Source organism: Pseudoxanthomonas winnipegensis (genome assembly GCF_030322905.1).
GTDB classification, from domain to species: domain Bacteria; phylum Pseudomonadota; class Gammaproteobacteria; order Xanthomonadales; family Xanthomonadaceae; genus Pseudoxanthomonas_A; species Pseudoxanthomonas_A winnipegensis.
On the sequence record NZ_CP095475.1, the window covers coordinates 3,045,166 to 3,066,977 of the forward strand.

The window sequence follows — 21,812 nt, forward strand, 5'->3', positions numbered from 1 at the left end:
TCGTCCGCGAGGGCCGGAAGGAAGTCTTGCTTCAACCCCGGCGGTCGCGGAACGTGGGCGCATGATGCGCAGCCAAGTGTTCAAGTCCGGTGACGCGGACCGGTCGTGAACATGACAGATCGCGTGTGCGGTGCAGCAAAGCCTGCAGTGGTGCGGGCTGCGCCGATGAACGTTCGCAGATGACGATGTTGATGTGGTTCGGCGCGGCCAACCAAAGCGCGCCGCGGACTGATCCAACCCCCTCCCGGCCTCCCCCTGCTGCGCAAGAGGAGGAGCTGAGCGCGGGCGCCAAGTGTCGTGGCGAGGCCTGACTTAGTTAGCGCGTCGCGCGCCGCAGGTTCGCGCGCGCGGCCGCGTCCAGGCGCGCGTGGAAGAAATCGCTGAGATAAATGCGCTCGCGCTGCAGCAGGTCCTTGAGGAACTGCTTGCGCTTGCGACGGAAGATGAAGCCCGGCACCACGCCGGCGTATTCGCTGGCGATGCCGCGGTCGTAGACGTCGAAGACCTCCGGCGCCGCGCCCAAAATCGCCATGTCGCAGTCCAGGAACAGCGCCGCCTCGGCATCCACATCGCCGGGCGAGAGGCTGCCATGGCGCGCGGTGAGTTCGATCAGCTCGACCACGCGGGCCGCGTCCACGCCCGGCTGCGGCCACTGTTCGAGATGGGCCTGCGCCAGCTGCGCCGAACGCGCCTCGTTGTCGCCGCGCCCGGCCACGTAGATCGCGTCGTGGTACAGCGCGGCCCACTGCACCTCGCGCGGCTGGCGCCAGCCGGGCCCCTGCGCGACCGCATCGACCTGGCGCAGCACCTCCTGCACATGGTCGATGGCGTGATAGGCGCGCGGCGGCGTGGCATAGGCCTGTTCGAGCGCCTGGCGCTGAGCGGGCGGCAGCTGCGCGAGGATCGGGTGCATGACGGACTCCTGTGTGGCGGCAGCCTACACCGTCGGTGTGCGGTGGTTGCGCGCACGGGTGGGTTGACCCAGGACGGATAACAGTCCCGTCGCTCCCGCGAAAGCGGGAGCCCAGCGACTTTCGCGCGGAGAAACCAAGGCACTGGGTTCCCGCTTTCGCGGGAACGACGGTAGAAGTTTTTTCGCGCAGGCTGCAGCGTTGCCCATTGCCCTCTTACCGCCCGGCTCTTGCACCCGCTGCCTGTTGCCTAATCGACCCCAGGAATCCAGTCCGTGGCTCAGCCCGGCGCGTGATCCTGACCGGTCGCCGGCGGCGGCGCATCGACAATCCGCACATCCTGCGGCGTGACCAGCGCGATCTGCGCATCGGCCAGGGCCTGCAGCAACTGGAAGAACAGGTCGCTGCGCGTGCCATAGGTCGCGCGCGGGCTGGGCACGTAGGCGAAGCTGTTGATGGCGATCATGCCGGCGGCGATCGAGTCGATGAACACCGACGGCGCCGGCTCGGCCAGCACGTTCTCGTGCGCGGCGTACAGGTCCAGCAGCAGCGTGCGCACCGCGCCCACGTCGGTGCCCAGCGGCACCGAGAACTGCAGCTGCACGCGGCCCAGCGGACCGGCCATGGTCATGTTGCGGATGGTCTTGGTGATCAGGTCCGAGTTGGGCACGATCAGCGTGGAGCGGTCGGACACCTGGATCTCGGTGGAGCGCACGTTGATGCGGCGCACATCGCCCTCGGCATCGCCGATGCGCACCCAGTCGCCAATCTTCACCGGACGCTCGGCCATCAGGATCAGCCCGGAGATGAAGTTCTGGGTGATCGCCTGCAGGCCGAAGCCGATGCCCACCGACAGCGCGCTGGCCACGATCGCCAGCTTGGTCATGTCCAGGCCCAGGGTCACCAGCACGCACAGGGCAACCACGGTGATGCCCAGGTAGCGCATCACCGCGGCCACCGAGGCGCGCGTGCTCAGCTCCAGCTCGGTGCTCGGCAGATAGGTGCGCACCAGCCAACGGTGCGCCGCCTTGACCAGCGCCAGGCCGATCAGGGCCACCAGCACCGCGCGCAGCACATCCCAGGGCTGCAGCGGCAGGCCGCTGGCCGTCCACGCCTTGCGCGCCTGTACGATCCAGTCGGTGATGCTGGTGAAATTGGCGCCGTAAGGCACCAGCAGCGCGCCGATCACCATCAGCACCAGCCACAGTCGCGCCACCGCCGCGGTCAGCACGGCGGCCTGCTCCATGTGGCTGGAGCGCAGCCCCAGGCCCACGCTGGCGGCCTTGCCGAAGCGGCTGTCGGGCTTGAACAGCCACTGCGACAGGTCGTCGGCGAACATCATCAGCAGCCCGCCCGCACCGCAGACCACCACGGCCCAGATGATCTGCTGGGTCGCGGCGCGGGCGAAATTGACGTAGCCCAGCAGCGCGCCGACCAGGGCCGCGGCGACCACCAGCTGCGCCAGCAGCGAGATCAGCACCACCACGCCGGAGCGGCGCTGCGGCACGGCCGGCGCGGTGGCCTCGCCGCCTTCGACCGCGGCCTCGACCGGCCCGCGGTGGATGCGCAGCAGGCTTACCAGCATGGCGATCACCAGCGCCACGAACACCAGCGCGATCACCCCATCCACACCCACCCCCGTCACCGGATTGGTGCGCGCCACGCGGTTGAGCGCGGTCAGCATGCCGCTCAGCCACACCGCCACCGAGGTCAGCCAGGCATAGCGGCCCAGCTTGACCGCCGTGTCGTCGTCGAACGGCAGCAGGCGCCAGGACGGCTGACGCGGCAGCAGCAGCGCCGCGCTGGTGGCGCCGACGAAGGCGGAGAAGAAGGTCACCCGGACCACCGCGTCGGCCAGGCCGTCCAGGTCTTCGGGGATGGCCTGGATCGCGCGCAGGGTATCGATCAGCACCCAGGCCGCCACCGTCGGCAGCGCCGTGCCCAGCACCAGCGTCCAGACCGCCAGCGCCGAGCGCCGCAGGCGCCCGCCCGGCGTGCGTTGGATCACATAGCGCTGGCCGACCCAGCGCAGCGCCAGCGGACCAGGCAACAGGATCAGCATCGCGATCGCGATGCCGGTGGCCAGCGGCGCGGTGCCATGGGTGGCCACGCCCTGCTGGAGCGCCTGCGTGAGGTCCTGGCCGACCGCGCGCAGGCGCTGCAGGTCGTCGGGCCAGGCCTGGGCCATCTGCCGCCACAGGGTCGGCGAGAGCGGCGAGGCGACGCGGGCGAACAGCTGCTCGCCGAGCTGGCGCGCGCGCGCCTTCTCGATGGCATCGCCTAGTTGCTGCGCCTCGACCGAGAGCAGCTTGGCGCGCTTGATCGCCCCGTCCAGACGGTCGTGGCTGGCCTGCAGCTGCTTGCGCTCGGCGGCGATGTCGCTGGCCTCGCGCGTGCCCGGGGCCAGGTCGCCCAACTGCTTGAGGCGCTCGTCGATCTCGTCCAGCTGCGGCTGCAGCGCCAAGGCCTGGGCATCGGCCTGGCGCTGGGCGTCGGCCACCTGCAGGCCCAGCGCGTGCAGGTTCTCGGGGACCTGCTCGTCCTTGGACTGGTCCTGCAGCGTGCTCAGCGCATCGTCGATCTGCTGCAAGGCCTCATCGACGCTGGGCGCCGGCGCGGCCGGCCCCTGCGCCAGCGCCTGGCCGGCGGCCAGGACCAGCAACGCACTCAGCAGCCACAGCCGCCGGGCGGCACGCGAAACGGAATGGAAGGACACGATCACGACACGGACAACGCGTGGACGCCACGCACCGCCGCCGATGATAAGTCAGCGCCTGTCGCCGGCCCGGCGGCGCGTGCCGCCGGCTTTCACCACCGGCTCAGGCGCCGGCCAGGACGTGGCCGACCAGAGCTTCGTAATCGGGTCCGATCGGCTCGGCGTGGGCCGGGCGCAGCAGCAGGTCGGCCAAGGCCGGCGGCACCCCGACCGGGCCGACCAGCGGCTCGACCACGCTCTCGAACTTGGCCGGGTGCGCCGTGGCGGCCACCGCCCAGTCGCCGCCCTCGCCCTGGTTGCGCAGGTCTTCGAGCACCTTCACCGCCGTGGCCGTATGCGGACAGAACACCTCGCCGAAGTGCCGAGAGCGGCGCGCGATCACCAGCCGGATCGCGTCGTCGTCCACGCTGGCCGAGGCGAAGGCCGCGCGCAGCGCCGCGTCGTCGCCGCGATACAGCCAGCGCAGGCGCTCGAAGTTGCTCGGCGCGCCCACGTCCATGGCGTTGGCGATGGTCGCCACGCTGGGCTGGGGCGCGTACTCGCCGCCGTCGAAGTAGTCCGGCAGCACGTGGTTGGCGTTGGTCGCCAGCACGATGCGGCCGATCGGCACGCCCATCGCCCGCGCCAGGATCGCGGCCATCGCATTGCCGAGGTTGCCGGTGGGGATGACGAAGTTCAGCGTGTTGCCGCTGCGGGCGTGGTGGCCGAGCGCGGCGTGCGCGTAATAGCTCATCTGCGGCAGCAGGCGCCCCAGGCTGATCGAATTGGCCGAACTCAGCGGCGCGCGCGCCTGCAGCTGCGCGTCGTTCAGGGCGCGCTTGACCAGCGCCTGGCAGTCGTCGAACGAGCCGGCCACGCGCAGGGCGGTGATGTTATCGCCGAAGCAGCCCAGCTGATGCGCCTGGCGCGGCGAGACCCGCCCGTCCGGATACAGCACGATCACGCGCAGGTTGGGCTGGCGATGGAAGGCGGCGGCCACCGCCGCGCCGGTATCGCCGGAGGTCGCCACCAGGATGGTCAGCGGCGGCTCCTGTGCGCCGCGCAGGCGGGTCAGGCACTGCGCCAGGAAGCGCGCGCCGAAGTCCTTGAACGCCGCGGTCGGGCCATGGAACAGCTCCAGCACATGGTCGTTCGGCGTGGCCAGCGGCAACAGGGGCGCGGGGAAGTCAAAGGCCGCCTCGCAGATGTCCGGCAAGGCCCCTTCCAGGCCGTCGCCTTCGAAGAACGGCTGCAGCAGCGTGGCGGCGGTGCCGGCCAGCGAATCGCCGGCGGCCAGCGCGCGCACCGGCGGCATGGCCTGGGGCACGTACAGGCCGCCATCGGGCGCCAGGCCGGCGGCGATGGCCGCGCTCAGCGAAGCGGCGGGCGAGGCGTTGCGAGTGGAGACGAAGTGCATGGGTGAGGTTTTCCGAAAAGCGGGGGATGGGCGATGGATGCGGTTGTTTCTGTGTGGGAGCCGCCATGGCGGCGATGGGCCTTACCGGTAAAGCCTCATCGCCGCCATGGCGGCTCCCACGGGCAAGAGGATGAGTCTCCGAGTGCCAAGAAGGTCAGAGCACGCGCGCCCCTGGCGCGGCGATGCGCGAGACCCAGGCCTGCGAGGTGAAGCCGGCCTGCTCGAACGCCGCCTGCACCGCCGGCGCCGCGGCCTGCGCCTCGGCCCGCGTCTCGAACCAGCCGAAGATGCTCGGGCCGGCACCGGAGATGCTCGCCCCCATCGCCCCGCCGGCGAGCATCGCCGCCTTGGCCGCGTCGAAGCCGCCGATCAGCGGCGCGCGCCGCGGTTCGACCAGCACGTCGGCCAGGCCGGCGCGCACCAGGGTGGCATCGCCCTGATAGCAGCCGGCCAGGACCAGGGCCAGATTGGCGCTCTGGTGGACGAAGTCCTTCAGCTCGTAGGCGCCGGCCAGCGCGGCGCGTGCGCGGCGTGTCTCCAGCACCGCGTCGGGATGCACCAGCAGGCTGTGCCAGCCCTGCGGCACCGGCACGCTGGCCAGGTGCTCGGCCGTGGCCAGCACCAGCCCGCCCAGCAGCATCGGCCCCAGGTTGTCGCCATGCCGGCCACCGCTGGCCACCGCCTCGCCGACCAGGGTGAACGGATACAGCGCCTGCGGGCTCAGCGGTTCGTCGAGCAAGGCATTGGCCGCGACCACCGCCGCCACGCAGGAGGCGGCCGAACCGCCCATGCCCGAACCCAGCGCGATGCCCTTGTCGATCTCCACCTCGAGGCCGAACGGCAGCTCCAGCGCCTCGCGCATCGCGATCAAGGCCGCGCCCGCCGTATTGGCCGGTGCATCCAGCGGCAGGTCGAGCGTGGTGCCGCGGATGGCGGCGATCCGCACCACAGGGTCCTCGATGCGGCGCACGGTGACGGTGTCGCCCGGGCCTTCGATCACATGACCCAGGATGTCGAAGCCGACCCCGACATTGCCGACCGAGGCCGGCGAGAACGCGCGTGCCTCCCGCCTCACAGGCGCGCCCCCTGCCCGGCCGCCACGCGCAGCACATCGGCGAACACGCCGGCCGCGGTCACTTCCGGGCCGGCGCCGGGGCCCTGCACGATCAGCGGGTTGTCGCAGTAGCGACGCGTGGTGAACTGCACGACGTTGTCGGTCTGGCGCAGGTTGGCGAAGGCGTGGTCGGCGGGCAGCTCGACCAGGCCGACGCTGGCGCCGTCCTGATCCAGGCGCGCGACGTAGCGCAGCACCTTGCCGGCCGCCTTCGCCGCGGCCAGGCGCTGGGCGAAGTCGGCGTCCACTTCGTCCAGGCGCGCCATGAAGTCCTCCACGCTGGCCTGGCGCAGCGCCTGCGGCACCAGGCTCTCGATGCGCACGTCCTCCAGCGACAGCGCGCGGCCAGCCTCGCGCGCCAGGATCACCAGCTTGCGGCCGACATCGGTGCCGGACAGGTCGTCGCGCGGATCCGGCTCGGTATAGCCCATGGCCCGCGCCTGCCGCACCAGTTCGGAGAACGGCACGCTGCCGTCGAAGCGATTGAACAGCCAGGCCAGCGTGCCGGAGAAGATGCCTTCGATGCTGGTCACCGCATCGCCGGTGTCCACCAGGTCGCGCAGCGTGGTGATCACCGGCAGGCCGGCGCCGACGGTGGCCTCGTAGCGGAAGCGCGCCCCGCTGGCGGCCGCGGCCTCGGCGATGGCCTCGAAGCGCTGCAGCGAGCCCGAGCCGGCCTGCTTGTTCGGCGTGACCACGTGGATGCCGGCGGCCAGCCAGCCGGCGTAGCGATCGGCCACGGCCGGGCTGGCCGAGCAGTCCACGATCACCGTATGCGGCAGGTGCGAGGCCAGCAGGTGTTCGGTGAAGCGGTCCAGGTCCAGCGGCTCGCGCGCCTGGGCGAAGACGCCGCGCCAGTCGTCCTCGATGCTGCGTTCAGCCAGCAGCATGCGGTGCGAGGAGGCGATCGCGCGCAGGCGCAGGTCGACATTGGCCTTGCCCAGCAGCTGCGGCTGCGCCGCGCGCAGCTGATCCAGCAGCGCGCCGCCGACATGGCCCGGCCCGATCACGCCGACCGCGAAGGTCTGCGGCGAGAGCCAGAAGCCGGCATGCGCCGCGCGCAGCGCCTTGGTCGCATCGCTGCTGGCGATGGCCACCGAGATGTTGCGCTCGGACGAGCCCTGGGCGATGGCCAGGATGTTGACCCGCGCGCGGCCCAGCGATTCGAACAACCGTGCCGCCACGCCCGGCAGGCCGGCCATGCCGTCGCCCACCGCGGCCAGCACGCTGACCCCGTCGGTGAGCTGCACGCGCTGGATCTGGCCGATCGCCAGTTCGTGGGCGAAGGCGGTGAGCAGCGCGGTGCGCGCACGCGCGGCATCGACCGCCTTGACCACGCAGCAGATCGAATGTTCCGAGGAGCCCTGCGAGATCATCACCACCGACACGCGCTCGGCACGCAGCGCCGAGAACACGCGCTCGGCCGTGCCCGGCACGCCGATCAGGCCGGTGCCTTCCAGGTTCACCACCGCCAGGTCGGGCGAGAGCGTCAGGCCCTTGACCGGGCCGGCCGCGTCCTTGCGCGCGGTGATGCGCGTGCCCGGATGCTCGGGCTGGAAGGTGTTGCGGATGATGATCGGCAGGCCGCGCTCGATCGCCGGTGACATGGTCTGCGGATGCACGACCTTGGCGCCGAAATAGGCCAGTTCGCAGGCCTCGTCGTAGCTGAGCGATTCCAGCTGCACCGCCTCGGGCACCACGCGCGGATCGGCCGAGAGCACGCCGTCCACGTCGGTCCAGATGTGCAGCTCGGCGGCGTTGAACAGCGCGGCGAAGATCGCCCCGGAGTAGTCGCTGCCGTTGCGGCCCAGCGTGGTGATGCGATTGGCGCGATCGCGCGCGACGAAGCCGGTCACCACCACGCGCCGGGCCGGGTGGCTGGCACGCCATTGCGCCAAGCGCTGCGCGCTGGTCTCCCAGTCAACGTCCACGCCCAGCTCGCCGCGATCGACCACCAGCACATCGCGCGCATCGAGCACCGCGCAGTCCTGGCCGCGGCTGCGCAGGTGGTCGCCCAGCAGCCGCGCCGAATACACCTCGCCCAGGCCCTGCACGCGTTCGAGCACCTCGCGCGGCAGCTCGCCGATCACCGATAGCGCCTGCAGCACCTCGGCCAGGGTGTCGAACTGCCCGTCCAGCCATTCCACCGTCGCGCCGGAATCCTCGCCCAGCAGCGCGACGGCCGCGCCGCGATGGCGCGCGCGCAGCTCGTGCCAGCGCTCGCGCCAGTCGGCCAGGTTGCCGGCCGCGCGCCCGGCCAGGTCGATCAGCGCATCGGTGACGCCCTTCATCGCCGAGACCACGGTGACCTGCTCGTCCTCATCGCGCGCCAGCAGCAGGTCGGCCACGTGGCGGTAGCGCGTGGCATCGGCCACGGAGGTGCCGCCGAACTTGTGGGCGACGGTTTTCAGCGGTTGGACGGATGCAGCGGGCGACGACATGGAGACCTCGGGTGGGGAGAAGGCCTCGCGCGCATCAGGATGTGGGGCTCCCGCATCCTGATCCGGGTGCGGGGCGGTGTTTGCGAAGAACCTACGCTTGCACGGCCACCAGCACCCGGGTCCGGGTGATCGTGGTGGTGGTAATCGTGCCGATGCCCGCCGCGCCCGCGACGAAGCCCGCGCAAGTTGCGCTGGCGGTCACGGCAGGGGTGGGCAGGTGCGTCATGGGCGGCTAATGAACCGCATGCACCGCAAGCCTGTCAAGCGCTGTGAAACAAGGCATCTCATGGTTTCACGCGCAACTTCGAAGGCCGGCCTGGTACTGGCGAAAATTTCGCCACACCTGATGGCTGCACGATGGTGACCCCGGCCCGATTCGAACGGGCGACCTTCCCCTTAGGAGGGACAACGTCGCTAGACTAAGACCCAAGCAGCGCAAGGCTTTGCATGCGTGTCTGGCTCGGCTGTGGCAAATCTGTGGTAACCACAGGGCTGCTCACGCAGCTTGCCAAAGAAGGTGGTGACCCCGGCTGGGTTCGAACCAGCAACCTCGTCCTTAGGAGGGACGCGCGCTATCCAATTGTGCCACGGGGCCATCGTTCAAAGGATACAGGGAGAGGCTAGGTGAGCAAAGCAAAAGCAACCGCAAAGTCCGGGCGCACCAAGGACTTCAAGGGCACGCTCCCACGCGGGATCAAGGCCTCCCAGGCCGTTAGCTCTGTGGCGGGTGTGACACTTCGAACGGACGGGCAACTCAGGTGGGAAGCTCGCATCCGAAGGTCCCTTAACGGGCAGGCCTTGAAGTTCCCGCTGGTGCGCTACCCCGTCGACCCCCAAGCCTCGCCGAACACTGAGCATCACATCGATGCTGCTCGACTCATGGCCGAGGCCTATGTCCGTCGAGAACACGCCTCATTGGAGCTTCGGCAAACTCCGTATGCCTACACCGCCGAGGCTTGGACCTTCGGAGATCTGCTGCGCCGGTTTGTCCAAGAAATCGATGATGGACTGATCAAGCATGCTTCGGTCAAGACTGACCACTCCAATGCCTATCTCTTTTTGGGTGGCGGCAAAGGTTTGGGGTTGAGCCAAACCGGCATGCCCCACCTCACTCGCAAGCTGGCCAAGGATTTGACTCAGGAAGACTTCTTGGGGCGACAAGCCAGCTCCTTCGTGAACTCCTACATCAAGGTCAAGCGAGACGGCACCACACTCCCGATGGCCCAGGCCAGCAAAAAGCGGGCCCTGACCACGATCCGAAACCTCTTCCGGATTGCGCACGAAAGCTGGCAGATTGACCTTCGCTCACCGATCAAGAGCTTGAAGTCACTCAATTCGGACGATTCGCGCGACCGGACGCTGACAGAAGAAGAATGGAACGCCATCGTTGCGCAGCTTGATGCTGGCCGGACCGACCAGGCAACGGCCGATGTCATCCGTTTTGCTCGCATGACGGCAGCTCGTCGCTCCGAGTGCGTGAAGCTCGATTGGGCGGACATCAACTTCAAGAAGAAGACCGCGCGACTTCGCGAAACCAAGGCCAAGAACGGAAAATATAACGAGCGCGTGATCCCGTTGACCTCAGAGCCCATGGCCTTGATCGCCGCGCGCTTCGAAGCAAGCAAAACGAAGAAGGGCCCCGTGTTTGTAACCTCGCGCGGAAAGCGCATCCGCGCCGATACCGTCACCCAAGCCTGGGATCGCGTCCGTGGGCAAATAGCAGAGAAGCTCGGTGATCCAGAGATCCTGACTGCGCGCATGCACGATCTTCGCCATACGCGTATCACAGAGATGGGACATCATCTCAACCCAGCGGAAGCGGCCAGGATCTCGGGACATAAGGACTTGAAAACCTTCATGCGCTATTTCAACCCGGATCCCGTGGCACTGGGCAAAAAACTTGAACAGCTTGAACGCCAAGGCGGCGCTGGGACCGATGTGGAAGAGGTCGTGAAGCAGCTCTTGACGCTAAGCCCGGAAAACATGGCGTTAGCAGTGGCGCTCGCTTTTCAAACGCGGGCCAAAACCAAATGATCAAGGGCAACCTGTCCGGCCGGCAGCAATACTCCCGCGCTTTTCAAGGCAACGCCTAATCTCACAGAAGCCCTAGCTATCTCAACGGCGCTTTGCCCCAGGTTTAACTAGCCGAGTCGGGCCCAGGGGGAAGCTCGTGGGACGGCGCAGAGCCTTGCGGAGCCGCCACTGATGGCATGTCCAACATTGGCTTTCCGGGGATCAAAGAGCTGCCCTTGTGGGACTCGTAGGCACGCCTTGCGCTCTCATAGACCGCCATGCCCGCCCGATCAAGCTCACCAATGCGCGGATAAATGTGATCTTCCGCACACGAAAACCAGGCTTGATTGAAGTTCAAAAGCGCGGTGCGACCCAGGTCAAATTTCGTGTCGCGTTGACGATTAGCCCGCTTGGCAGAAGCATGATTGCCTGCGGGCGGGATGATGAATTGCCACGCGTTCTTTAATGCCAAATCACTGCTTGTGCCGTAAGCAACAAACAATTGCCAAGGATCAATCCTGCCATTTTTTGCCAGCACCAGAACAGGGTGATACTGCGGCGCAGGTCTATCAGGCGCCTCTCGGAACGGGAAGCGCGCAAGCAAGATGTCGCCCGGCTTGATGTTTGAGCCGTGCCACTTGGCAGGCATCTTGGCATCTAAGGGGATAACCACTCTTGCTCTTCGGGAACCCATCCTTGGTTGACGCATAGATCAGAGCGACTCCCAGTCTGACATGTCCACATCTTGCGGAATTTTCTCGCCGATGATGTTGAGCATCTTCTGACTCGGTAAACCCTTATCCTGCGGATATGCCCCCTTAGGCAAACGCAGTTTGGCACGCAGCTGCCGGGCTGGGCGCCGAGCGTTCACAGCATTGGCATCGCCTTTCTTGGGCGCGCCAACCTCTTTCGGCGCGTTCGGCGCCGCCATGAAAGCCATCATGCGGGGCTTCTTAGTAGTCAATCTGAAACCTGAAAAAATTAGTCTTGACAAATTCTATCAGCCATGGGTCGAAAGTCAAGAAATCCACATTGAACCCCGACGACCACATCGCCTCGGAAACAGCGATGATCAGGCCAGTGTCGAACTACTACGCGCTTGGTCGAGGCGCATGACATCTTGGACGGCCACTTCGACAGCAACTTCAAGCCGCCTGACACGATCATCCAAGTCCACCCCGCCTCCTCTATGGACTTTCGTCGGTTCAAAAGTTCTATCTGCTGGGCCATTTATTGGTCGATGTCAACGCGCCCTACTTTGAAGCCATACTTCGGAGCCCATCGATGCGCGAAGCAAACTTCCACTTGGCGGTCTACACGCCCGAGGATGAGCCAGGCTTGGTTCACCAATTGACTGGATTCGGAGTTCCGAGCCATCAGATCCGAACTTACAGCTGGGCGGAGCTTTGCTCCCCTCGAACGCCTCTGTGAGGCACTTGTTCTGGATCGATACCTTAAATAGGCGGAAACCACTGCCCTAGCGACTTGCCGGATCTAAGATCTTCACGAGTGCGGTAAACCGTCGCGACCAGCCCGGCTTTAGACCAGCCTCTCCTTGGATGGGCCTTTGGCAGTTGGGACGCAAAAGAAGTAAATGGCTGCCATCGGGCGGCCCTTTGCTTTTCAGGGCAAGCTACAACAATGGCTTCGGTCATATCACTGCACAGGTGAAGCGACCCAAGGCTTAGCGCCAACGCGTTGGCTGGCTCAATGGCGCAAGGCCTTCTTCTTCCTCGTCTCGGCGCTCCCAACGCGGGATGGCGTCCGGAAGTAGCAGCAACCCGAGGGTATAAGGCCAGCCCCTCTCCACTACATGGATATGCTCAACAAGCTCCATGCCCGCAGGCTCCCTGGGGAACCAAAGCTTGGCGCTTTGCTTTTGGGTAAGCCCTGAGTCCGACTCGTCGGACCGAGCGAGCAATGACCCCCCGGGGACCTCGATGAGGTTCTTCTTTGCCGCAAGAAGCAAGCCGGATTTGCGCGCCGCAGTGTTCGATCGCGCCCAGTGCACAAAGCCATCCCGTGCTACGACCACAACTGCACGTTTGGGCGCAATCTCGATCCACTTCAAGGCCGCTGCCATGATCGACACGCCATAGCGATCAGCACAGTGGCGCAGCATGTCGATCTGTCCCGCATGCCCCTGAACCTGCTGACGGAAGTCGTTCAACGGCATCAACAGATAAGACGCGAATAGATCGGCGTCCGTCTCTATCTTGCGCTCCGCAGACTCCCAATCGTAGACATCTTTGGATGTGCACTGAAAGGCGCTTTGGAGCTGTCTATGCAACATGTAGTGGCCGAACTCATGTGCCAGGGTGAAACGAACGCGCCCAGGCGATTGCTGGCTGTTGTAGCCAATCGCCCATTGACCGTCTCTTCTGGCTTTTAGGACACCTTCGAAGCCTGGGATATCCATCGCCGCGATCTTAGCGATTCGCTCTTGACCAAACCGCTCTTTCGAGTAATCAAGCGCGAGCGCCTGGACATCCACGGGAAAGCGGTCGGCTCCAAATACCTGGTCAAGCAACAGGGTGAGGCTGTTGGCCTCAGCCATCGGGCGTTTAGGCGGAACTGGCTTCTCCATGCCCTATCTCTCGCTACTCGCCGTCGAGGATCTCCATCATCTTTCGGAGCTTTTCCTTGGCCACAGGACTCATCGCTTGGTAGTTACGAAAGAACGCCTGATCTGCCACATCCACAGAAGCTTCCACACTGTCGCCTTGGGTGCCCAGCAGGAACTCAGTCGTCAGCCCCAGTGCCACAGCGATCTTGTTCAGCTTGTCGATGGACGGATTGGGCTTGTCCCGATTTTCAAGCTCCCAGATGTAGCCCTTGCTGGTGTCGGTTCGCTTGGCCAAGTCATCGAGACTGAGGCCCATAGCGGTCCTCTTGGCACGAATTTTCTCACCCAGTAACGAGGGCATGAGCACTCCTAACGCAGCTAGCCACGCATCTTATCGTTAAAACGAACAAAAAACTATCGCTTGACAGAACCCCTGGGGAGGTGCAGCCTGCGCATGTCGTTCGATTTACCGAACGATTTGATCCTTCCATACAGGACATCATCAACATGAACATTGAAGCGAAGCATCACCAGCCTCCGGATCAATCGACCGTTGTCGTGAACGGTCAGGCGTTTCCGATTGCCGATCTTACCCCCACGGGACGTCAGATCTTGTCTGCCGCTCATCTGCGACCTGAAATCGACCATGCCCTCGTGCTTTGGCCGGAAGATGGCCCGACCAGTGTCATTGAGCTGGACGAGGTCTGCCCCCTCCCCCAAAGGCATTCTTCTTTGCAGTTTTTCGCTGCCAAGACCGATGGCGTGAGGTATTTCATCCTTGATGACACTCGATACGCCTGGCCGGGCCCGCTCACGCTGACCACCCTGCGCCAAGTGGGTCGCGTGCCGGACGAGCTGGATATCTGGATTGAGCATCGGGGCGAAAAGCCCGACGAGCAGATCGCCGACAACGCCATCATCGATCTGGACCAACCCAGCATTGAGCGCTTCTTCACCGCTCCGCTGAGCATCAAGGTATTCGTCAACACCCGGGAAGCAGTCGTTCACAAGCGCGTTCTGTCCTACTGGGATGTGGTGCGATTGGAGCATCCGGGAGCCGGCCCGCAGGACGCCAACACCACCTACACCGTGTCGTATGCGCAAGGCCCGACAGAGAACCCCGCAGGCAACTTGCTCGAACACCAGGCCGTCCACATCAAGCAGGAGATGGAATTCTATGTCGTCCTCACTGATAAGTCGTAGTCCGGAACTCCAACGCCTGCGCGACGAGGGGTATGACCTGGAAATCCGGGACAGCCACCTGCTCGTCAAGGGCATCGCCTACGCCACGGTCGATAAGACCGTGGCAGTAGGAACGCTTGTGATCGCACTTCACCTCACAGCAGATGTTGCTCACACAGCACCTGACCACACGGCATGGTTTGCCGGTCAAGTGCCGTGTGACTCGTTCGGCCAGCCTCTGAACAAGATCATCAACAACAGCAACCGGATGGAGCGCGCGCCCGGGCTTTGGATTGATCACTATTTCTCGTCCAAGCCCAAGAGTGGTCTTTATTCCGGCTATTACGAGCAGGTGTCGACCTACGCCAAACTGCTCTTGGGCCATGCACAAGCCGTCGATCCCCGTGCTACTTCAACGCCCCACGCCAGCCCGGTGGAGGTTCAGCCGAAGTCGGTTTTCGCTTACGAAGACAGCGCTTCACCACGTGCGGGGCTTTCGGTGCCCACTGCCAAGCTTCGGGGGCAGCGCATCGCAATCGTTGGATTGGGTGGAACTGGTGCACACCTCCTGGATCTCATCTGCAAAACGCCTGTGGCTTGTCTTGATCTGTTCGATGGGGACCGACTCGAACAGCACAATGCCTTTCGCTATCCGGGCGCAGTCCCGCTGGCGGTCTTGAAAGATGGTCCGTACAAGGTCAACTATCTAGCCAAGGTCTACGGCGAGATCCACACCTGTATCAGGCCGAACGCCGTCATGATCACTGAGGCCAATGTCCAGGCACTTCTGAACTACGACACCGTTTTCGTCTGTGTTGATCGCGGGGCGGTTCGTGAGTTGATCGCAAACACGCTCTCTGGCTCAGCCGTGGTCGTGATCGATGTTGGCATGGGCGTTAAGTTGAATGCTGCCAATGAGGTCTACGCCGTTGTTCGGACCACGGTTCTTGAAGGTGACAACTGGGACGCCGCCAAAGCCACGCTACCGCTCGGCGAAGGCGGTGAAGATGATCTTTACAACACCAATGCCCAGATTGGCGAACTCAATGCACTCAACGCCATCCTGGCTATTGAGGCCTGGAAGAAGCGCCGTGGTTACTATTCGGCCCGAAAAGGCGGCTACCTCACGACCTACGCCACGCATTCAAGTTCAATGGCCTCGACCCTGGGTGCGGCATGAAGGTCGATCACTATCAGCATCGCTTCGTTGAGAGCTTCCCTCGTCCATTGGATGAGGGAGTGCTCTATGTTTCAACGCGCTTCCCCTGCACCGCCCATGCCTGCGCGTGCGGCTGCGGCAAGGAAGTCATTTCTAACCTCTCGCCAACTGATTGGAAGCTGATCTATGACGGCGTTGGCGTCTCGCTGAACCCATCCATTGGCAATTGGCAGTTCCCCTGCCGATCTCACTATTGGATCACCGGAGGCCGGGTGGAGTGGTCTTACGACATGACACCAGAAGAAATCCAAGCAGGACGCGATCGTGATCGTCGCGCCAAAGACAACTACTACTCGCCCGGAAAACCTCAGTCGGCACTTAAACATGCCGAAGAACCCCAGCCTCGCGCCAAGGCCCTGACCTGGAAGGAGCGTTTTGGTCAATGGCTCCAAGGCTAAACAAGCATATCGAGCTTGACTCTTCTTTCCTGGTGCCAAGGTCCCATCCCGCCCTTTTTGATTTTGAATCGGATCATCAAACCATGCGTGACACATCTTCCCAGACGCTTCCTCAACTCGTGCAATGGGCGACGGTGGTAGGCGGTTTCGCCGCAGCAGCGACGATCGTCGGCGTGCTCTTCCACGGTTGTGGACACGTCACCAACGTCACCCACCTTCATCTTTGGGGCATTGATGAGGGTTTGTTCGATCAAAAAGCGGATTGGAAGGTTGTCAACGGCTATTACGCAGTTATGTTCCAGGGTTTGAATGTCCTTAAAGCCATCCATTGGTATGTCGCCTTGGCGGCCTTCTTGCTTTTGGCATTTTTCCTTCTGATGATGCGTATTCCCGCCCGGAAGCCACCGGAGTGGGTGCAGAAGCTAGGCAAGCTTCCGCTCTGGGCTCGCAACATCGGCCTGTCCCTTGGTCAATCCGTTGTAGTCGTCTACGCCGTAGGGATGACTTTTATCTTTGGATTACTCACTTCAATCATGCCAGGACTGGTTGGTGAGCGAGCCGGTAGAGAACAGTTCGCTAGCGAGGTTTCGCAGATCAAGGATATGCCGCAGGCAGAATGGCAGGAGCTTTGGCAAAAGGATCAACGTCTTGCTCGCGGGAAAGTCATCTTCGCCAGTGAATCACGCTATGCCATCTTTGATCTGGACCTGAAACAGGTTCGCATTATTCCCGGCACCGACATTGAATTGCGAGCGCCCGATCCCACCGATAAGTCCGCCCTCAGAGCGACATCGCCCAACTCATAGTGACATCGCCCGCGCAGTAGGAGCGGCGCAATGCGCCGCCCCAAGCCTGCCTCAAAATGAGGGCCGAGGCGTCTTCCATTTGAGTTCCCAATGCCCGCTTGCCTGTGCTGCGGGCTCTGCCGACTCTGGGTCAGCTGCGCTTGGCGCATCCGGCGTTGCTGATGACATCGAAAATTTCTTCTCCAACGCCTGCGTAGCTTCCACCATCTCTTTCCTCGCCTCAACAATGCGCCATTCCTGGCGCTGCTTAGCGCCAGCCGACAGTCGTGCCTTTGCCTTCGCCACTTCCAATCGTGCTTTGGCTGCTGCGGTCGTGAGCGGTTCATCGTCATGCAATGACAGCTCCATCTTGGCTTGCAACAGATCCATCCGCGCGCGATGCGGGCGTGTTAGCACATACGCATACTTGCTCATCGTTTGCGCCAGCGTCTCGGTGTCTTCAAATAGGAAAGGCTTTGATAGATAGCTATCGACCCGTCGATAGAGCAACGCACTCTGTGCTTGCTGGAACTCTGCTTCGATCGCGATACCAGGGATGGATCGAAGCAGCTCTAAGGCGTCTTGCGCAGCCTGTCGTTGCGCTTCAAGCCACCGTTCGATAAGTTCGGCTTGGCTGTTCAAAACTTCGGCGTCTTCTCGCCCTGAGGCTCGGGTGATGCGCCCTACTTTGCTTAGACTTCGGGTCAGGCCACTGTATTGCGGCGCGATGGAAGCTTTGGGTTGGGAGTCTCTTAAATCAGTTGCGGATGTCCTGAGCTTGTCTTTGGCCGCATGTGCAGGGCTTCCCCGACCTCGCCCTGCAACAGCGCGGCCATGGAGTTCGCGATGTAGATCTTTGAGGGCTTGCTCATGACTGTGACTCTTGGGCACATCGTGGAGGTCCTGCCGGCTCTCGTGCCTCACCCGAAGTTGTACATAGTCGGTCAAGGCAAAGTCCGCCGTGGGTAGCCCGGTTCCGTAAAGTTCTGCTTGCACTTGCGCCTTACGCAGAATTGCTACTTTCGCCTTGCCAAGCGGCTTGGTCGGCTTACGGGACAGTGTCCGTGCGCGGCTATGGTCACCTAGGCGTGCAGCTTCCTGAGCTTGTGCTTTAAGTGTTCGATGATCGACACGCTCTGAGCGATGGGCGCGTTTGAGGTGCGCATTGATGATCTCACCCACGGCTTTTCGAACTTGCCGAAGCTCTCTCGTCCCGCCGCCCTGGCGCGCCTCAAAGGCTGCGCCAGCTCGCTCGCCGAGACCCTTTGCGCTCACCTGCCGTGCTGACATGAGCAAATGGACATGGAAGTTGCGCTGATCGCCCTGCCGGGTGGGCATGTGTATGGCCACCAAGACCAGTGCACCATAGCGATCAACTAAAAGCTGCCCCAGATCTAAGGCAAGCTTTTCACGCTGCCCCGCATCCAAGCTGCTAGGGAGCGCAACTTGCAGTTCCCGGGCGATGCGAGCATTGGCGCGAGCCTCGCTTTGCTCATTCGCATTCCAGAAAACTTGCGGATCTAGACACCAGGGGGGCATGTCGTCGGGGCCGATTGTGTGGTGAGAGACCACACCTTTGCGCTTGGCAAAGCGATGCGGTGTGCCGGTTCGCTCATCGTGCAGATCGAGGCCCGCACGATATGCAGCGGCGGCAACCGACGAGTCGCCCTTGCCGCGCGAAAAAGATTTGAGTGTTGCGTGATAGATCGCCATCTTGAAGCTCCGAGGATTGAGGAGCATTCAAGGAAGGGCTTAGCTTTGATCTGTAAATAGAAACGACGACATTGCCTGATGTGAGCCAAATGTCTCATTCTCACGGCAAGCTTTGGCAGTTTCTGGGCCGCAGCAGCGCTACCCAAGGTCGCCTCCCAAGTGACCAACCCTCGGCCCGGCGAGTGCACGGTTTTTGCGAAAAACGCAAAAACCATAAGTGCACTCTTCGACGATGAAGAATTGAGTTAGACGTTTGCTTTTGCTAACACTTCTGCCTTCTAGCGAAGGTCATGGCCGGATTCAAAAAAACCGACAGAAACTTCACAAATATTAACTAGTAATGAATGTTCTTGCATCAGAAGATCCGCGTAACGTTATTTCCGAACCGAAGCTTCCACATGGACGAACCTACATATTGCGTCATCCCCAGCACCGCCGCGCTGCTGGAAGCGGTCAAACGCCCGACCCCCAAGTTTCTTGAAGGCAGCGACAAGTTCTTTGGCATTACAGGTGTTTTAGCTTGGCTGGTGATGACGGCACTGCTCTTTCTGGGTCAGCGCTACGCTTGGGCACTTACGGGAGCTGTGTGGGCTTTGATGGGGCTTTTGGTGCTCGCCATTGTTTGGGCAATCTGGCAAGCCCTTGAAGTGCTTAGGGCTTGGCGGCAGGGCTTTACCCCCCATGGTGAGGCGATTGATCAAGCCATTGCTAACGAGCGGCGATGGATCGAGAAGCTCGCCTACTGCGATCCGCAAGCTCTGAGAGAGCACAGCAAGCATCTAGACCTTGAAGCAAAGCAACGCACGCGAAGAGCGGGACTGACCACTGTGCTCTTGGCCATCGGCGTTGCGGCAGTGAGCTTGCTCGACACAGGCGAAAGAGCGCAATTTTGGTCAAGCCCAACTTGGTTCAAGCTCGCTATCCAAAGCAGCAGCCTCGGCTTCTTGATCGGGGCGCTGGTTCTGGCAGTGCTTGCTGGTCGGCTCGAACGCGTTGCAGGGCTTTTAGCCTTGGCCGCTGATCGAGCTGAGCGCAAAGCTCACTCTTGATTCATTACTTAGGCTTGCGTTTCTGATCCCCCTTATCGCCCTGGCCGCTCGGGACCGTCTTCTTTGCAGGCTTCTTGACATCTTGCCGAAGAGAGCGGCTTACGTCGTCACTCTCTTTGAACTTCCCACCCTCGTCGCGGCGCACGTAGCGCTTGTCCCCATTGGGTTCAATGAGCGTGCGCTTGCTGCTCGTCTTTTTCGTAGCCATGGCCTGAGCCCTCCCGTAGAAGAGTTACTACGCCGGGATCGATCCACGGCGCGTGAAGCCCAAATGACGAGAAGTGACAGACCCCGTAGGCATCTAATTTAGCGGCCTTCCATAGCAACCCTTGACGGACCTCACTTCGACGTTAGGTTTAATGGGGAGGTCAATCATGCGTATTCCGAATAGAACTGAAACAGATCAATATTTCTCCACACTCGGCTATCGATTCATTGAAGGCACCGATGACAAAGGTTCTTTCTTAGAATTTGATGATCAAGGCCAGGGCCTTCCCTTTCATGGCCGGCGTTATAGAAGCTTGGGTGAGCTATGGCTTGCTTGGCTCGGATACGCGTCTCTTCTGATTTTTGAGTGGGAGCGCTTCCGTCTTTTCATGAAGTCCTATGATAAGGCTGGGCCCATGCACCGTGAGGAGTTGGTTGAGGCACTTCGGTGTCGCATCTGGCACAAACCAGCACCGCTTCTTGATCATCTATTTGCTGATGTCACACCTCCGGGCGCAGACCATTTGCCGCGCACTTGGAAAGCCAAGCTCGCTCGGCTGTGGGCCAACGAGGACCGCTCCATGCGCTTCAACTACTTGGCAGCACGCGCGTTGGAAAACAAAGGATGGGTCCTAACCTGATTTGCCGTTAAGCTCTGTTTTCACCCATACAAGGAGGTGGTGGTGCCAAGTTCGACTCTAAGAGCAGCATTCGAAGCGGCGGCGGGAATCGTCGAAGCCCTGTGCCTCACCCAGACCGAGAACGAAGAAACACTCACCGGATCTTTGCTGGGCTCTCTCTCCACTGCCCACGCGCTCATAACCGCGCTTTCGCCGGTAGGCAGCCACTCAGAACCTAATATCTACTGGGGTTCTTACGACAAATATCAGGGTGCTGACAGGAAAAAAACAGAACCCGGAAGCGGTGCTGACTTCGCGCTACTCACGCTGCTTGATGACAACACAGCACGGCTGGCCATCTTTCAAGCCAAGCGCGGCGAGTTCGTCAGCGGGTCCTGGCGGGCTGACCTCAATCGTATCCCCAAAGACCCTGAACGAGACCCACAGATCTTTGTTTTAGCGGAGACCGCCCATCGCCTCTTTTCGGTCTCGCGGGGAAAGCCTGTTGCGCCTCGAGCGATTGAAGATGCAACGAAGCTGCTCGAACTTACGGATTCCGGCAAGATCGCGGGAAGGTTGAGATCCGCCTTTTTCGTGCATTACCTCATCTATCAACCGTCGGCCCCTGCTTGCATCACGCTGCCTCACCTAGGCAGCGTCTATGCACAAGAACTTGATGGAAGGGAGCGGGTCAACGCCTACGCTTTGCCGGGCGAATCCAGACCCTTCGTAGATGTGATGAAGTCAGGGGTTGGGGATGATACAGCCGGCTGGCTAGTCATGGCACCGGAGGCGGCCATTGCCGAGCTTCCCAACTTACTGCCGCTTGTGCCAGTGATTGTCACCGACAGCAGGGGACAATTCGGGCCACTGGTGGCGCTTGACGAAAGCTTGGCAGCAGCTTTCGCCCCGCTGACCTTGGCATTGGGCAATCAAGATCTATCCGCAGTTATCAGCGCCGCGAAGAACGGACCTGGCCTTGGGCCTAGTCCCGATCCCGCTTCTAAGCCCCGCAATCGCAACCATGGATTTTGATAGCTCAGTTGGGACTAGTCCCCGTTATCACCCTCGCGCCTAGCTCCGATGGACTCCAAGAGCGCTTTGCGCTCCTTAGCCGATGCGGCATCAAAGTGCCGGATCCACTCCGCTAGCTCCTCGGTTTCAGCCACCAGGTATGAAGCCGAGACCCCAAGCGCCGCAGCCAACTGCTTGATGGTGTCAAGACCTGGCGCGCTGTCGCCTGACTCGTAGCGGCTGATCCGAACGGCAGAACTGTTGCTTTCCGAGAATCCCATGCGCACGCCAAGCTCCGTTTGGGACCACCCAGCGGCCTTGCGAAGCTCACGCACACGCTTGGCCAGCAAGAGTCGGATGGACAGTGGAGGAGCGCTCATGCCGCCAAGCATGAACGTAAGTTACGTGTTCGGTAAATTTCATTGAATGTAAATTACATTTACCGTAAATTTCGGACCACTGCAAGCC

At 62.5% G+C, this 21,812-nt stretch carries 20 protein-coding genes and 1 tRNA gene; 8 read left to right on the forward strand and 13 right to left on the reverse strand.

The features are described 5' to 3' along the window. Positions 1-316: 316 nt before the first annotated feature. The 7 genes from MWN52_RS13475 to MWN52_RS13505 form a co-directional block, all read right to left on the reverse strand. A complete protein-coding gene (locus MWN52_RS13475) occupies positions 317-913 on the reverse strand; it encodes an HD domain-containing protein (protein ID WP_286575006.1) in 597 nt (198 codons plus the stop codon). A 278-nt stretch (positions 914-1,191) separates the two neighbouring features. Then, positions 1,192-3,627, reverse strand: coding sequence for a DUF3772 domain-containing protein (locus tag MWN52_RS13480; protein ID WP_286575007.1), 2,436 nt, complete (start codon positions 3,625-3,627; stop codon positions 1,192-1,194). Positions 3,628-3,730: 103 nt separating this feature from the next. Further along, a complete protein-coding gene (gene thrC / locus MWN52_RS13485) occupies positions 3,731-5,023 on the reverse strand; it encodes a threonine synthase (RefSeq protein WP_286575008.1) in 1,293 nt (430 codons plus the stop codon). 154 nt (positions 5,024-5,177) lie between these two features. Next, a complete protein-coding gene (locus tag MWN52_RS13490; RefSeq protein ID WP_286575009.1) occupies positions 5,178-6,098 on the reverse strand; it encodes a homoserine kinase in 921 nt (306 codons plus the stop codon). After that, on the reverse strand, positions 6,095-8,578 hold the full coding sequence (gene thrA, locus MWN52_RS13495; RefSeq protein ID WP_286575010.1) for a bifunctional aspartate kinase/homoserine dehydrogenase I: 2,484 nt from the start codon (positions 8,576-8,578) through the stop codon (positions 6,095-6,097). The genes MWN52_RS13490 and thrA overlap by 4 nt, the downstream gene beginning before the upstream one ends. 91 nt (positions 8,579-8,669) lie before the next feature. After that, the gene (locus tag MWN52_RS13500; RefSeq protein WP_267899560.1) at positions 8,670-8,804 is read right to left on the reverse strand and encodes a hypothetical protein; all 135 of its coding nucleotides are present in this window, start codon (positions 8,802-8,804) and stop codon (positions 8,670-8,672) included. A 292-nt stretch (positions 8,805-9,096) separates the two neighbouring features. Continuing rightward, positions 9,097-9,173: transfer RNA gene (locus tag MWN52_RS13505), tRNA-Arg, on the reverse strand. 29 nt (positions 9,174-9,202) lie between these two features. On the opposite strand from MWN52_RS13505, the gene MWN52_RS13510 reads away from it, so the two are divergent. After that, complete coding sequence (locus MWN52_RS13510; RefSeq protein ID WP_286575011.1) at positions 9,203-10,612, forward strand: site-specific integrase; 1,410 nt, start codon at positions 9,203-9,205, stop codon at positions 10,610-10,612. Positions 10,613-10,715: 103 nt separating this feature from the next. On the opposite strand, the gene MWN52_RS13515 is transcribed toward MWN52_RS13510, so the two are convergent. From MWN52_RS13515 to MWN52_RS13530, 4 genes are all read right to left on the reverse strand, one after another. Continuing rightward, the gene (locus MWN52_RS13515) at positions 10,716-11,240 is read right to left on the reverse strand and encodes a hypothetical protein (protein WP_286575012.1); all 525 of its coding nucleotides are present in this window, start codon (positions 11,238-11,240) and stop codon (positions 10,716-10,718) included. Positions 11,241-11,303: 63 nt separating this feature from the next. Further along, on the reverse strand, positions 11,304-11,534 hold the full coding sequence (locus tag MWN52_RS13520; protein ID WP_286575013.1) for a hypothetical protein: 231 nt from the start codon (positions 11,532-11,534) through the stop codon (positions 11,304-11,306). 741 nt (positions 11,535-12,275) lie between these two features. Beyond that, a complete protein-coding gene (locus MWN52_RS13525; protein ID WP_286575014.1) occupies positions 12,276-13,148 on the reverse strand; it encodes an ImmA/IrrE family metallo-endopeptidase in 873 nt (290 codons plus the stop codon). Positions 13,149-13,191: 43 nt separating this feature from the next. Further along, positions 13,192-13,518, reverse strand: a complete 327-nt coding sequence (locus MWN52_RS13530) for a helix-turn-helix domain-containing protein (protein ID WP_286575015.1) — start codon at positions 13,516-13,518, stop codon at positions 13,192-13,194. 146 nt (positions 13,519-13,664) lie between these two features. Here MWN52_RS13530 and MWN52_RS13535 point away from each other — a divergent pair, with 146 nt between their 5' ends. The 4 genes from MWN52_RS13535 (at position 13,665) to MWN52_RS13550 (ending at position 16,762) form a co-directional block, all read left to right on the forward strand. Beyond that, a complete protein-coding gene (locus MWN52_RS13535) occupies positions 13,665-14,360 on the forward strand; it encodes a multiubiquitin domain-containing protein (RefSeq protein ID WP_286575016.1) in 696 nt (231 codons plus the stop codon). After that, positions 14,335-15,519, forward strand: coding sequence for a ThiF family adenylyltransferase (locus tag MWN52_RS13540; RefSeq protein WP_286575017.1), 1,185 nt, complete (start codon positions 14,335-14,337; stop codon positions 15,517-15,519). Before MWN52_RS13535 ends, MWN52_RS13540 begins: the two co-directional genes overlap by 26 nt. Then, entirely contained in the window at positions 15,516-15,956 is a 441-nt protein-coding gene (locus tag MWN52_RS13545) for a ubiquitination-like system serine protease family protein (RefSeq protein ID WP_286575018.1), read from the forward strand. Before MWN52_RS13540 ends, MWN52_RS13545 begins: the two co-directional genes overlap by 4 nt. 83 nt (positions 15,957-16,039) lie before the next feature. After that, positions 16,040-16,762 (forward strand): hypothetical protein, encoded by a 723-nt coding sequence (locus MWN52_RS13550; RefSeq protein WP_286575019.1) that lies wholly within the window; start codon positions 16,040-16,042, stop codon positions 16,760-16,762. Positions 16,763-16,813: 51 nt separating this feature from the next. Here MWN52_RS13550 and MWN52_RS13555 read toward each other — a convergent pair whose 3' ends face one another. Next, positions 16,814-18,454, reverse strand: coding sequence for a MobA/MobL family protein (locus MWN52_RS13555; protein WP_286575020.1), 1,641 nt, complete (start codon positions 18,452-18,454; stop codon positions 16,814-16,816). Between the two features lie 398 nt (positions 18,455-18,852). Here MWN52_RS13555 and MWN52_RS13560 point away from each other — a divergent pair, with 398 nt between their 5' ends. From MWN52_RS13560 to MWN52_RS13570, 3 genes are all read left to right on the forward strand, one after another. Next, positions 18,853-19,503 (forward strand): hypothetical protein, encoded by a 651-nt coding sequence (locus tag MWN52_RS13560; protein WP_286575021.1) that lies wholly within the window; start codon positions 18,853-18,855, stop codon positions 19,501-19,503. Positions 19,504-19,877: 374 nt separating this feature from the next. After that, complete coding sequence (locus MWN52_RS13565; RefSeq protein WP_286575022.1) at positions 19,878-20,351, forward strand: hypothetical protein; 474 nt, start codon at positions 19,878-19,880, stop codon at positions 20,349-20,351. A 42-nt stretch (positions 20,352-20,393) separates the two neighbouring features. Then, a complete protein-coding gene (locus MWN52_RS13570) occupies positions 20,394-21,365 on the forward strand; it encodes a hypothetical protein (protein WP_286575023.1) in 972 nt (323 codons plus the stop codon). A 14-nt stretch (positions 21,366-21,379) separates the two neighbouring features. Here the strand turns inward: MWN52_RS13570 and MWN52_RS19660 are convergent, their stop codons facing one another. Continuing rightward, positions 21,380-21,736, reverse strand: a complete 357-nt coding sequence (locus tag MWN52_RS19660) for a helix-turn-helix domain-containing protein (RefSeq protein WP_425608037.1) — start codon at positions 21,734-21,736, stop codon at positions 21,380-21,382. Between the last annotated feature and the right edge of the window lie 76 nt (positions 21,737-21,812).